13 protein-coding genes are annotated in these 13,100 nt (G+C 57.0%); 6 read left to right on the top strand and 7 right to left on the bottom strand.

The features are described 5' to 3' along the window. Positions 1-11 precede the first annotated feature (11 nt). From ACMYSL_RS11640 to ACMYSL_RS11620, 5 genes are read left to right on the top strand one after another with little or no spacing between them, the layout of a single operon-like run. Entirely contained in the window at positions 12-1,100 is a 1,089-nt protein-coding gene (locus ACMYSL_RS11640; protein ID WP_434662952.1) for an ABC transporter ATP-binding protein, read from the top strand. Beyond that, the gene (locus tag ACMYSL_RS11635; RefSeq protein WP_434662951.1) at positions 1,093-1,722 is read left to right on the top strand and encodes an ABC transporter permease; all 630 of its coding nucleotides are present in this window, start codon (positions 1,093-1,095) and stop codon (positions 1,720-1,722) included. Before ACMYSL_RS11640 ends, ACMYSL_RS11635 begins: the two co-directional genes overlap by 8 nt. Continuing rightward, positions 1,722-2,390 (top strand): ABC transporter permease, encoded by a 669-nt coding sequence (locus tag ACMYSL_RS11630; RefSeq protein ID WP_434662948.1) that lies wholly within the window; start codon positions 1,722-1,724, stop codon positions 2,388-2,390. Before ACMYSL_RS11635 ends, ACMYSL_RS11630 begins: the two co-directional genes overlap by 1 nt. A gap of 45 nt (positions 2,391-2,435) precedes the next feature. After that, entirely contained in the window at positions 2,436-3,332 is an 897-nt protein-coding gene (locus ACMYSL_RS11625) for an ABC transporter substrate-binding protein (protein WP_434662945.1), read from the top strand. Positions 3,333-3,378: 46 nt separating this feature from the next. Then, on the top strand, positions 3,379-4,731 hold the full coding sequence (locus ACMYSL_RS11620; RefSeq protein WP_434662943.1) for an LLM class flavin-dependent oxidoreductase: 1,353 nt from the start codon (positions 3,379-3,381) through the stop codon (positions 4,729-4,731). A gap of 484 nt (positions 4,732-5,215) precedes the next feature. Here the strand turns inward: ACMYSL_RS11620 and ACMYSL_RS11615 are convergent, their stop codons facing one another. The 3 genes from ACMYSL_RS11615 to ACMYSL_RS11605 form a co-directional block, all read right to left on the bottom strand. Next, positions 5,216-6,016 carry a phosphate/phosphite/phosphonate ABC transporter substrate-binding protein gene (locus tag ACMYSL_RS11615; RefSeq protein WP_434662939.1) on the bottom strand — a complete coding sequence of 267 codons (801 nt, stop codon included), beginning with the start codon at positions 6,014-6,016 and terminating at the stop codon, positions 5,216-5,218. Beyond that, positions 6,009-6,992, bottom strand: a complete 984-nt coding sequence (locus ACMYSL_RS11610; protein ID WP_434662937.1) for a fatty acid desaturase — start codon at positions 6,990-6,992, stop codon at positions 6,009-6,011. The genes ACMYSL_RS11615 and ACMYSL_RS11610 overlap by 8 nt, the downstream gene beginning before the upstream one ends. A gap of 105 nt (positions 6,993-7,097) precedes the next feature. Continuing rightward, positions 7,098-8,237: an MFS transporter gene (locus ACMYSL_RS11605; protein ID WP_434662935.1), complete on the bottom strand. Its 1,140-nt coding sequence runs from the start codon at positions 8,235-8,237 to the stop codon at positions 7,098-7,100. Between the two features lie 93 nt (positions 8,238-8,330). Between ACMYSL_RS11605 and ACMYSL_RS11600 the strand changes: the two genes are divergently transcribed. Continuing rightward, complete coding sequence (locus ACMYSL_RS11600; protein ID WP_434662932.1) at positions 8,331-9,098, top strand: AraC family transcriptional regulator; 768 nt, start codon at positions 8,331-8,333, stop codon at positions 9,096-9,098. Here ACMYSL_RS11600 and ACMYSL_RS11595 read toward each other — a convergent pair. The 4 genes from ACMYSL_RS11595 to ACMYSL_RS11580 are packed head-to-tail and all read right to left on the bottom strand — an operon-like array spanning position 9,083 to position 13,027. Beyond that, positions 9,083-9,835, bottom strand: coding sequence for a proteasome-type protease (locus ACMYSL_RS11595; RefSeq protein WP_182239510.1), 753 nt, complete (start codon positions 9,833-9,835; stop codon positions 9,083-9,085). The genes ACMYSL_RS11600 and ACMYSL_RS11595 overlap by 16 nt on opposite strands. 17 nt (positions 9,836-9,852) lie before the next feature. After that, positions 9,853-10,668, bottom strand: a complete 816-nt coding sequence (locus ACMYSL_RS11590) for a transglutaminase family protein (protein WP_181485839.1) — start codon at positions 10,666-10,668, stop codon at positions 9,853-9,855. Further along, positions 10,665-11,594: an alpha-E domain-containing protein gene (locus ACMYSL_RS11585; protein WP_182239514.1), complete on the bottom strand. Its 930-nt coding sequence runs from the start codon at positions 11,592-11,594 to the stop codon at positions 10,665-10,667. Before ACMYSL_RS11585 ends, ACMYSL_RS11590 begins: the two co-directional genes overlap by 4 nt. Continuing rightward, a complete protein-coding gene (locus ACMYSL_RS11580; protein WP_181485837.1) occupies positions 11,588-13,027 on the bottom strand; it encodes a circularly permuted type 2 ATP-grasp protein in 1,440 nt (479 codons plus the stop codon). Before ACMYSL_RS11580 ends, ACMYSL_RS11585 begins: the two co-directional genes overlap by 7 nt. Between the last annotated feature and the right edge of the window lie 73 nt (positions 13,028-13,100).

The following is a 13,100-nucleotide window of genomic DNA, read 5'->3' as shown; positions in this document are numbered from 1 at the left end:
GCGACGGCGATATGATTAAACTCGACAATATTCACAAGACCTACCCCGGAAGCGCGCATGCGGCCATTCGCGGCCTTAATCTGGTGATTAATAATGGCGAACTGTGCACTTTCGTTGGCCCCAGCGGCTGCGGAAAAACAACTATCCTACGGATGATTAATCAGCTGGATATTCCGGACTCCGGCGATGTCTATGTTCAGGGAGTTAAAATTGCCGCCGCCGATATTATTCAGGTACGGCGCAAAATTGGCTTTGTGATGCAAAGCGCCGCGCTATTCCCGCATCGTACGGTGGCGCAAAATATCGCCACGGTTCCGCGCCTTCTCGGCTGGAGCAAAAAGCACATTCAGACGCGAATCGACGAATTAGTCGATTTAATGTCACTCGACCGCAACGTGCTGTCCCGCTACCCGCATCAGCTCTCCGGCGGCCAGCAGGGTCGTGTAGCGATAGCCAGAGCGCTGGCCGCTGACCCGCCAATTTTGCTGATGGACGAACCTTTTGCCGCCATCGACCCGGTAGTGCGCGAGCGTCTTCAGGATGAGCTACTGCTGCTGCAACAGCGCTTGCATAAAACCATTGTCCTGGTGACCCACGACATTAATGAGGCCATCCGCCTCGGCGATAGAATCGCCATCTTCCAGGAGGGCGGCGTGCTGGCGCAGTTCGATACGCCGGACCATATTTTGTCGCATCCTGCCAGCGACTTTGTGCGCCGTTTTATCGGCCCAGAGCCTAATCTGCAACGGCTGGGGAGGATTCAGGTCAGACAGCTCCCGCGCCATGACGTACCGCTCATTGATGAAAATCTTTCCCCCATCGCCAGTCAGCATCCGCCGGTCGCCAGCCCGCTGCGCCTGATGCTGGATAGAAAACGGCGGCCGCTGAACTGGTTCGATCCCATTAAACACCGCACGCTACCGCTCGATGCGCCGCTGGCGGCAATCAACACGCTACGCTTTGCCTACAGCGCGCTGCTGGATGCGCCCGGCGGCGTCGTGGTTCATGTTGATGCCGACGGGGCGTATCAGGGCAGTATCTCCCACGCCCTGTTGCAGAATGTGCTGGAAGGCCACGTGGATCTTCACCGCTATGATTGATTGGTCGTGGGTCTTCGACAATAAAAACATGATTGCCGAGCTGCTGTGGCAGCACGTGCAGCTGGTCGCCATTTCGCTGTTTTTCGGTACCGTATTGACTGGCGTATTGATTAGCCTGACGCTGCGCTGGCCCCTGGTCGCCCAACCGCTGATCTACCTTTGCGGAATACTGTTTACCATCCCATCGCTGGCATTGTTTATTTTATTGCTGCCGTTTACCGGGCTGTCGCTGACGACGTCTATCATCGGGCTGACGCTCTACTCGCTGCTCATCCTGCTGCGTAACGTCATCGCCGGAATTGAGAAACTCCCCGCAGCCGTGCTGGAGTCGGCGCGCGCGCTGGGTTATACCCGCTGGTTTCGGTTTGTGGATGTTGAGTTGCATCTGTTGGTGCCATCGCTATTCGCCGGGTTACGCATCGCATCGGTGACGCTGGTCGGGCTGGTGACGGTTACCGCTTTAATTGGTCAGGGCGGCCTCGGGCAGCTCCTGCTCGCCGGGTTTAACCAGGATTATGTGACTCCGATTGTGGTCAGCCTGGCACTCAGCCTTATGCTATCCCTGCTGTTTGATTCGCTTATTGCCCACGTCGGCTATTGGCTTACTCCCTGGACTCGTTAATGGATATTATACTGGCAACCTTGCACTGGTTTTTACAACCGCAGCACTGGACCGGCGATGCAGGAATATTACTCCGCCTGCGCGAGCATCTTTATTATGTGCTGATCAGCATGATTATTTCTTCAGCCATTGCGTTACCGTTAGGCATTATTCTTGGATACTGGCGCAAAGGCGCATTTTTAATTATCAACCTGTTTAACATTGGCCGCGCCATTCCATCTTTAGGCTTAATTCTCTTATGCATTATTATCTTTGGCTTTAATGATATTCCGGTCTTTGCCGCTCTGGTGGCGATGTCGATTCCACCGATCCTGACTAACGCCTGGGTGGGAATTTATCATGCCGACCGCCAGCTGTGCGATGCGGCAAAAGCGCTGGGCATGACGCCGTTTCAAAGCCTGTGGCAGCTGCGAATACCGCTCGCCGCGCCGCTGATACTCGCCGGAATGCGGACCGCGCTGGTGCAACTGATCGCCACCGCCGTCGTCGCCGCCTACGCAGGACTTGGAGGCCTCGGACGCTTTCTGATTGACGGGCTCGGACAGCGCGACATTCCCCAGGTCATTGCCGGATCTCTGGTGGTATCGCTGCTGGCTATCGGCTGCGAAATGCTTTTTTCATTAATTACCCGGCGCGTCACCCACGCCCCAATCGCGCAAATAAATTAATTCTTTTCCCCACAACAATAAACCACCTGCAGGTAAAGAGGCATTATGAAGCAGCTATTTGGCATTCCCGCACGTCGTCACTTCCGTCTTTCGGTTTTCGCCGCAGGATTATTAAGTTTAAGTTTTAGCTCTCTGGCTCAGAGCATCACAATTGGCGGCGCGAATTTTACCGAAAGTTCAATTCTCGCCAATATTTACGCCAGCGCCCTAAAGAAAAATGATATTGAAGTAAAAACCCGTCTTAACCTTGGCAATCGCGAGATTATTATTCCGGCTTTGCAGAGCGGCGAAATTGATATCGTTCCGGAATATCTCGGCGCCCTGCTGAACTATTACGACGGCAAAACGCTGGCCACCAGCCAGAGCGACGTTAGCGCGGAGTTAGCCAAAGCGCTGCCTGCTGATTTTACGCTACTGGATCCCTCTCCGGCGTCGTCCATTACCGCCTGGGCCGTGCGGGCAGAAACGGCGAAAAAATATCATCTCAGCAAGCTTTCCGACCTTCAGCCTATCGCGCCGCAACTGGTCATCGGCGGACCACCGGAATTCCCGGTGCGCGCCCTTGGCCTGCCGGGCCTGAAGCGCGTCTATGGGCTTGAGTTTAAAGCAGTGAAATCTCTGGATATGGGCGGTCCGCTGACCCGTCTGGCGCTGAACTCCGGCAAAATCGACGTCGCCACGGTAGTTTCAACCCAGGGTAACCTCGCCAAAGAAGATTGGGTGGTGCTGGAGGATGATAAACATGAACAGCCGAGCCAGAACGTGGTGCCGCTGGTACGCAAAGCCAGCCTGACGCCCAAAATCAGCGAAGTGCTTAACAAGGTCTCCGACAAGCTCAACAACGCCGCGCTGATCGAGCTTAACCAGCAGGTCGATTTACAGCATAAAGACCCGGCGGCGGTAGCCGAACAGTGGGTCAAAACGAACCTCAATGGCAACTGATTGCCGCCGAGCCAGGGAAGGCATTACCTCCAACTGAGCCGAGAAAATGCCAAATAATCATATGATCCTGAACCTTTTCTTCTTCAATCCGCAGGGTGACTACCGCTTTTCCTGGCGTCACCCGCTGGCGCCGGAGAAAGAAATCTTCAGCCTCAAGTACTATGCCGGCCTAGCCCGCAAAGCCGAGGCCGCCACCCTCGATGCTATTTTTGTCGCCGACCATATCTCCATCTGGGATACCGTGCCCAGCGGTTTAACCCACTACGCCAACGCCCGGCTCGAACCTATTACTCTGCTTTCCGCCCTCGCGGCGGTGACGGAACATATTGGTTTGATGGCAACGGCCTCCACCTCTTATAACGAGCCCTATAATCTCGCTCGCTATTTTGCCTCTCTCGACTTTCTCAGCAACGGACGAGCCAGCTGGAATATTGTCACCTCGTGGCTGGAGGAGGAAGCGGCCAATTTCGGTCTTGACCAGCTCCCGCAACACGGCAATCGCTACCAGCGCGCGGGGGAATTTATTGATGTTGTCACGCGATTATGGGATTCGTGGGAGGACGGCGCGGTGCTCTACGACAAAGCCAGTGGGCTGTTTGCCGATTCGCGCAAGGTGCATCATCTCGACTTTAAGGGCGAGTTCTTCCGCGTTCGTGGGCCGCTAAACGTGCCGCGTCCGCCGCAGGGGCATCCGGTGCTGGTACAGGCCGGGTCATCAGAAGCGGGTAAAAACCTCGCTGCCGCCTGGTCCGATATGCATTTTGTGTTTATCAAATCTATTGAAGAGGGGTTGGCCTACCGCGAAGAGATGAACCAGCGGTTGCGCAGCCACGGGCGCGATCCGGCGCATTTCAAAATCATCGCCGGGGTTTTACCGGTGGTGGTCATTTCAAATGCGGAAAAAGAGGAGCGCCAGCGGCTTAACGAGCAGTTGATGAGCGACCAGATGGCCATCGACCTGCTCTCTTCCTATCTGCGCATGGATTTATCCGCTTATCCCGTTGACCAACCGCTGCCGCCGCTACCGGATGAGGCGTCGTTTGATGGGATCCGCACCGCGCTCAAGCTTATTCGCGATTACGATCCGCAGTTGACAGTCCTGGAGTTAGGCAAGCAGCTGTTACAAAGTTCCGATAGCTGGCTGCTGATCGGCAGCGCCGAGGAGGTCGCCAGCGCATTGACGGAAACCTGGCGCGCTGGCGCGGCTGACGGTTTCAACCTGATGTTCCCGCTGCTGCCGGGAGATTTTGACCGCTTTATTGAGCAGGTAGTGCCTATTCTGCAACGCAGCGGCGCGATGCGGGAATGCTACCCGTCCGGAACCCTGCGCGAAAAGCTTGGTCTGCCAGTCGTCGAAAACAGTTTCGCCCGCCGGGATGGCAAACCGCAGGAGTCATAGCGCAGCTATTCCCCGGTAGCGGCTAGCGCCTTACCGGGGCTACGGGTTCCCCGACCTCTGCGGGCTGGTAGCCCGGACAGGCGCGTCAAGCGCCGCCTCCGGGGAATGTGCTGTGTCTGAAACCTCAGCGCGGTTTCTTCCCGCTGGCGCTGCGCTGACCGGGCTACGGTTTCACCGACCTCTGCGGGACGGTAGCCCGGACAGGTGTGTCAAGCGCCGCCTCCGGGGAATATGCTGTGTCTGAAACTTCGGTGCGGTTTCTTCCCGGTAGCGCTGCGTTGACCAAGCTACGGGTTCACAGCCCTCTGCAAGACGGTAGCCCAGACTAGGCGCGTCAAGCGCCGCCTCCGGGAAATGAGCCAAACCTGATACATCATGCGCTGCTTCGTCCCGGTGGCGCTGCGCTGACCGGGCTACGGGTTCCGCGCCGTCTGCAGGACGGTAGCCCGGACAGGCGCGTCAAGCGCCGCCTCCGGGAAAGCGCTTATAGCCGCGCGAGGCCCCGCGCCGCAACGTCTTCGCGCCACGCCAGCAGCGGCAGGTAGCTCTCACGCCGTATATCGCTATAGCCGCTGATAAACAGCGCTTCGCAAAGCGACCGATAGTGTTCATCGCTAACCAACTGCTGCAGCGCCTCTCTGAGCACACCCAACGTCGCCGCCGGGGTCTTTGCCGAAGTAATCAGCGGCAATCCCGGCGCCAACGGGCTATGCGCAATAACCGCCAGCCCCGCCAGCGCATCGGGCTGATGACGCTGTAACAGCGCCCAGGTCACGCAATCAATGGCGGCGATATCCGCCGTTCTCTGTTGAAGCTCGCGCAGCGATTGCCGGTGGCTGCCGCTGAACACCACCGTTGAAAAGAAACGCCCATCGCGCGATAGCGGCGCGACCATTTTTAACAGCACGTTATAACCGGACTGCGAATCCGGCGAATTACACGCCACCCGACGCCCGCGAAAATCAGCCAGCGTCTGCCGGCTCTGCGCTTCACGCACCACCAGCAGACTACGGTAATTTCGCCCTTCGCAGCCCGGCGCCGAATAGTGAAAACAGCCCACCGTTTGTACATCCGCTAGCCGCGTCACCAGCGGATAGCCGCAGGTCTGACTCAGCAGCAGCTCCGGGTTTCGCCAATGTCCCAGCAGATCTTCGGGAACCGAATATGACAGCATATCTTCAGCCGCCACGCCGCGCGCCGCCAGCAGTTCCCGGACCGCCCACCATAGCGCCAGGGTATCCTGCTCATTTACCGCATACATCGGAAACGCCAGCCGTTCACTCATGATGTTCATCCACCTTACCCTGCTGGTTAAAACCGGGATGGACATTCACCTCCACCGATTTTGTCAAAAAACGCCGCAGCCATTCACCATATCCACGTACCACAAACCCACCGTTACGCTGCTGGTAATCCACCTGATGATGCAGATAGATCTTTCGCAGCCCGTACCACGGCACGCCCGGTAAATCGTGATGCACTGAATGGTAATTGAGATTCAAAAACAGCACTCGCCAGACCAGCCCGGCTTCATTAATCACCGAACGGGCCAACGGATCGTCCGCAGCACGATGTTCAAGAAAGGAGCGAACTTTGGTCAACGCCAGCGCCGGATAGCTGACAGCCAGCACAAAATAGAGCGGCGAAAAACCCTGCTGCGCCATCCACGAAAACAGTGCCACCAGCAGCAGACCGTGAACCAGCCACATCGCCATTGTTTTAAGCTGTCGGCGACGAAACGCCGCGAGCGCACTCGCGAGGGTTTGGGCAATATCCAGCAGCGGCGCCACCAGTAACCTGCCAATAAACGTATTACGCAGATGAATAAGCTTGCGCTGCCAGGGGGCAAAACGTTGCCAGCTCTGCGGGGTAAAATAGTAGGATTCCGGGTCATCAACGGGCTGAGTCAGCAGATGGTTATGATGATGCGCCAGATGCGAGTCGCGATACAGGCCATAGGGATACCAGACCGCCAGCGGCAGCGTCCCCAGCAGTTGATTAAACCACGGACGCGAGGTGGGATGACCGTGGATAAGCTCATGCTGCAAGGACATGTACCAGGCGGTAAACCAGATAAGCAGCAACGTGGCAGGAAAAAGCCCCAGCGCCCGCCACCAGATCAGCGAGGAAAACCAGCCGCCGTAAACCGCAAAAATCAGTAGCCAGGTCGGCAGTTCACTTCGCCACAGCCGGCTACGGGAAAGATAATGAATCCGCTCTCGCTGCTGCGGGTGCAAATAGACCGACCTGTTTTTTGCCATTCCTGCCACTACCTTTTCGCGTTATCGTTTTGCTCTCCCGAAGATGTGAGATAACGCGTTAAATAACAAAGAATTTAAATCACTTAGCTTTGCCAGAAATCGGCCTTACTCCTTGTGGAGAGGAGTAATATATCGCCATCCCGCAATAACGCTCAGTCCGGCACAAGTCAGTAACGCTGCCCCCAGCGATTGCCCCCATCCGGCAGCCAGCAGACCGGCGCCAATCAGCACATAATAAAACAGGCCGAAAAAGGCACCGGCGGTGCCCCGGCAGTCGCCGTAGGCGCTCAGCGCCGACCCCAGCACCAGCGGGATCGCCATCGCATAAGCGAGAGTGACCAACGATACCGGCAGAACAAACCATATTGATTCCCGCAGCGCGTACACCGCGATGCCGCCGACCAGATGAAAAAAGCACGCAATCGTCAGTATCCGCCCCAGCGAAACATTCTGGCGCAGCAGCCGGCGGTTAAGCAGCGCGCCGAGCAGCGAACCGGCAGCCAGCGCCATCCCGCTATAGCCAAACGTCAGAGCATCCAGCCCCAGACTGGCAAAAATAAAGGGAGCCAGGCTGTAATAGCTAAACAGGCTGACGTTAAATGCCGCGATCAGTATTGCCGCCAGCGCAATTTTTTTATCAACAACCATCCGCTGCAACACGGCAAGAAACGCCCCTCCCCCGACATTTTTTGGCCGCGTTTCCGGCATCAACCACAGGCTACACAGCAAAAGCGCTGCAGCCAGAAGCGCCAGAGCGCTAAACACGCCGCGCATGCCCCAGATAGCAGTGAGCCCGCCGCCGATATACACCCCGATAGCCGGGCTCACCGCCAGCGCCAGGCCGATAAACGAAAAAATACCCGCCAGCTGTCGCCCGCTAAAACAGTCCCGCAGAACCGTCTGCGTCACCACTGAACCAGTCGCCGCGCCGAAGGCCGTGACTATCCGCGCCATTAACAACAGCGAAAAATCCGCCACCCACAGGGCCATCAGACACCCCATCGCGTAAACGCCTAATCCGGCCAGTAACGCCGGACGCCGACCGTAGCGATCGCTAAATCCGCCCCAGAACAGAACGCCTGCGGCAAAACCGATAAAGTAGACGGAAAGCGTTTGCGCCGCCTGCGGCGCACTCACGGAAAAATAGGTGCTGATATCGGTCAGCGCCGGGCTATAAATCGTTTCCGCAATTTGCGGGAACATCAGCAGTGCGGTGACCAGCACCATCGCAGAACGCCCCAACATATCCACCTCCTGATAATTAGAGGCGCTATTGTAGGTAAGCGATTTATCGAACATTATAAACATAATGACTTTAAATATCGGAAATCGGACATTATGGCCTGGCTTGACGCGAAGGCGGCATTCAATCCGGATGCATTAACAAACAGCCTGATTGGCGTGCAATCAGCATTAGGGGATCACGATTCTGGTACTCACCAGCATGGAATGGCGCAGATTCTATTTACCCGTCAGGGATGCGTGCGATTGACGCTCAACGATGGCGCTCTGCTGTGTCTGCTTCCGCCAGGGCGCGCGGCGTGGATCCCGGCGGGGATTCCCCATCGCGCGGAGATGAAAAACATTGTCGACTACCGTTCTGTCTGGTTTCAGCCGCAGCGCTACCCCGCACTGCCGCCCCAGTCGGCGATATTGAACGTTGTGCCGCTGCTGCGCGAGCTATTAGAACGCATCAGCGCCAGCCCCTGGGATACCGACTGGGAAGCCGAGCCGGCACGGTATCTTGCCGCCTTGTGTCAGGCCGAAATTAACGCGGCAGCCCGGGAACCGATGATGCTCGCGCTACCGCAGGATAAACGGCTGGCGATGCTTTCAGGCATCGCATTACCGCCAACGCTTAAGGATTTGGCTGCCCGCTGCGGTGCCAGCGAAAAAACCATTAGTCGGCTGTTTCGCCGCGATACCGGCATAACCTACCAGCAATGGCGTCAACAATGGCGATTAATGAAAGCCGTCGAGATGCTGGCGACCGGAAAGCGCATTACCGATACAGCCCAGGCGCTTGACTTCGCCAGCGATAGCGCCTTTATCTACTTTTTTCGCACCATGACCGGCATGACGCCGGGACGCTACTTTTCCACCTGACCCTGGCCGCCTGGCGTGAACGGCGGCAGCGTCAAAAAAGTGCTTTGCAACCCTTCGGACCACGCTTTACGAATGCTGTTGAAGTAAGGATCGCTTTCGGTAATGCGATGTTGCCCGGCGCTGCTCAGGCTACCGCTGCGATAAAGCAGCGTATCCAGCGGCAGGCCCACCGACAGATTGCTGCGCAGCGTTGAATCAATGGAAATCAGCGCACAACACATCGCCTGCTCCAGCGGCGTCTCCACCGTCAGCACTCGATCAATAATCGGTTTGCCGTATTTACTCTCGCCAATCTGGAAATAAGGCGTATCGCGGGTGGCTTCGATAAAGTTACCTTCCGGATAGATGTGAAACAGGCGGTGCGTTTCCCCGGCAATCTGCCCGCCAAGCAGTAGATTGCAGTTGAAGTTGGTGTTACCACAGTTTTGTTGATTGCTGCTGTCGCGCTGAATCACCTCCTGCAGGGTTTTGCCGATCAACATCGCTGCATCGTAAAGCGAAGTCACCTGCATCAGATTCGGCTCCTGCTGGGTGCGAATGCGCCCGCTGAGCAGGCTGATCACGCTCTGGGTTGTGGCCAGGTTACCTGCAGATTGCAGCACCATGACCCGTTCGCCGTCCTGATGGAAAACGTGCAGTTTTTTAAAGGTTGCAATATGGTCCACTCCCGCATTGGTGCGGGAGTCTGAGGCAAATACCAGTCCATCTGACAAGCACATGGCCACACAGTAGGTCATCGTTTTCGTTCCTGCCGTTATTGCTGCTGCGCCTGTTGCGAATGTTCGCGCACTTCAGCGTTGGTTAACATAATTTCGCCACCGCCGCCGAGACGGGTGCCGCGTACCGGGCAGGCATCAAGGTAGTCCAGCCCGGTCGCCAGCCGCAGATGCTGGTTCAGCCTGCGGGTATTATTGGTGATATCAAACGACAGCCAGCGCCCGTTTAGCCATACTTCAGCCCACGCGTGCATGGCGACATGCTGGGCGTTATCGCTGTAAACATAGCCACTGACGTAGCGCGCCGGGATCTCCAGCGCCCTGCAGCAGGCGAGGAACACGTGAGTATGATCCTGGCAAACGCCTTTCGCCCGCGCAAACGCATCGGCGGCGGAATCCTGCACCTGCGTCGCTCCCGGCGAGTATGGCATCCTAATCAGCAGTTCCGCCATTAACCGGTTCAGGCTCTCTTCCTGGGCGCCAGCCTGATACCAGCGCTGAGCAAATTCGCGAATCGGACCATCGGCGCGGGTCAGCGGCGTACTGCGTAAAAAGACCAGCGGTGACAGCAACTCCTGTTCATCGACGCCGATATCCTCACCGTCTTCAGCGATGTCAACGACCCCGCTGGCGCGGATAGTCATCTCGCTATGCGGATTATCCAGCGTCAAGACGTGCAGGACGTTGCCCCACGCATCGGTGGTGGTGACCGCCGCCCCCTCCGGCAGAGTCAGCGTCCAGGAAGCAATTTTCTGCCGCCCGGTGCTGCGCGGGGTCAGGCGTAAGTACTGGGTAGAAAACTTCACTTCTTCATCGTAGCCGTAGCGGGTCAGGTGATCGATAACCAGTTTCATAACGCCTCCAGATAAGTTTGTCTGATGCTGTCTGAAAGCGCGTTAATTCGCGCCAGCAGTTCATTGAGAGTGACCTGTAAATCCGCCTGAACCAGATCGTCGCGAGTACTAAAGCGTAAATCGACGTTGAGCTGATGCGCCAGGCGCAGCGGTAGGTGTGACCGATCGTTGGCGATCTGTTCCAGTTGCCCGACCAGATCGGAAATACTGGCGCGCAGCGAACGGGGTACATCGTTACGTAGAATCAACAATTCCATCACCGTTTCGCGACTCACCGGCTGGCGATAAATGCTGTTATACGCCTCGCGGGCGCTGACCGCGTTGAGCAGCGTATCCAGGCGGTAATACTCGCGGACCGGGTCCGGATCGTTGGTTAACTGCTGATCCTTAATCAACAACAGTTGCGCGGTGGAGGACGCCCGCTCGATCAGCGTACCGATGCCTATGAAGCTGAGCGCATCGTTGCGCAGCAGCGTGCCAAGTATCGCGCCGCGAAACAGATGCACCCGCTCTTTCACCCATTCGAAAAAAGCGTCGTTGCCCAGCTCGCTGATTCCCCGCTGGCGCAGTTTGCGCAGCTCGATTCGCGTGGCGTTGATGCTCTCCCACACTTCCGCCGACAGGCTACCGCGCACCGCGTGGGCGTTGTTCCACGCCATCTCGACGCAGCTAAAAATGCTGTACGGGTTGTTGCCATCGAGAGCGAAAAAATTGAGCAGGTTGCTCATGGTGAAACGCGCGTGGCGCGCCTGAAACAGCTCATGGGTCAGCGACAAATTTAGCGGTAAGGCTAAATCCCGCGACTGCTGGCTGTGGCGCGGGATCATCGACAGCTTCCAGGTGACATCCAGCACCCGGGCATAGCTTTCTGCGCGCTCAAGGTAGCGCGCCATCCAGAAGAGTTCACTCGCTGTGCGACTTAACATGATTCATCATCCTCCATCACCCAGGTATCCTTGGTGCCGCCGCCCTGGGACGAGTTCACCACCAACGAGCCTTCGGTTAGCGCCACCCGCGTGAGCCCGCCGGGCACCAGGCGGATCTCTTGCCCCGAAAGCACATAGGGCCGCAAATCGATATGGCGCGGCGCCAGACCCTCGTCGATAAAGGTCGGGCAAGTCGACAGCGCCAGAGTGTCCTGAGCGATATAATTCGCCGGGTTCGCCAGCAGGCGCTGGCGAAACGCCTCGCGCTCCTCTTTGGTTGAGCGCGGGCCAACCAGCATGCCGTAGCCGCCTGCGCCGTGAACCTCTTTAACCACCATCAGCTCAAGGTTGCTCAGCACGTAGCTGAGGTCTTCTGCTTTACGGCATTGCCAGGTAGGAATGTTGCTCAGGATCGGCTGCTCGCCCAGATAGAAGCGAATCATCTCCGGCACGTAGGGATAGATCGATTTATCGTCGGCGACGCCGGTACCGATAGCATTCGCCAGCACCACGCCTCCGGCGCGATACACCGACAGAAGCCCAGGTACGCCTAGCATGGAGTCGGCGCGGAAGGCCAGCGGGTCAAGATAGTCATCATCAATACGGCGGTAAATCACATCGACGCGTCGCGGCCCCTCGGTGGTGCGCATATACACCGCCCCGGTTTTAATAAACAGATCGGCGCTCTCTACCAGCTCAACCCCCATCTGCTGGGCCAGAAAGCTGTGCTCAAAATAGGCGCTATTAAACCGCCCCGGCGTCATCACCACCACGCACGGGTCGTCCACCGGCGAGCTTTCGCGCAGCGTTTGCAATAAATAACTGGGATAGCGCTCCACTGGCGCAATATGGTGCTGTTCGAACATTTCGGGATACAACCGCATCATCATTTTGCGGTTTTCGAGCATATACGAGACGCCGGAAGGCGTGCGCAGATTGTCCTCCAGCACGTAATACTGGCCGTCGTTATTACGCACCATATCCACCCCGGTGATATGGGCGTAGGTATTGTTGGGTAAATTGATCCCCTGCATGCAGGGCTGATACTGTTCGTTCGCCAGCACCTGCTGTGCCGGAATCAGCCCCGCGCGGAGGATATTTTGCTCGTGGTAGATATCGTAAAGGAAAGCGTTGAGCGCTTTTACCCGCTGGCGAATGCCGCGATCAAGTCGCTGCCACTCTCCAGCAGGAATAATGCGCGGCACGCTATCAAAGGGGATCAGGCGCTCGGTCCCTTCATCTTCGCCATAGACGTTAAAGGTGATGCCGATACGGTGAAAGAGCAGTTCCGCCTGCTCTTTTTTCTGCCGGATAGAGAATTGATCGGTGCTGCGAAACCATTGCCACCAGGCGTTATAGTGCTGACGCTGCTCTCCCTGCGCGGTAAGCATCTCATCATAATAATGCCCGTCAGGAAGCGTTATTTTTATCATGGCCGTCTCCTCCGGTTGTACTCACTTTGGGGTAATCCCGGGAAGAGATAAGCATTAATTATGCCAGGTCACA

Source organism: Klebsiella sp. MISC125 (assembly GCF_051131775.1).
GTDB lineage: Bacteria > Pseudomonadota > Gammaproteobacteria > Enterobacterales > Enterobacteriaceae > Klebsiella.
Note: the sequence above shows the minus strand (reverse complement) of the source record. Positions and strands in the feature narration are given on the sequence as shown.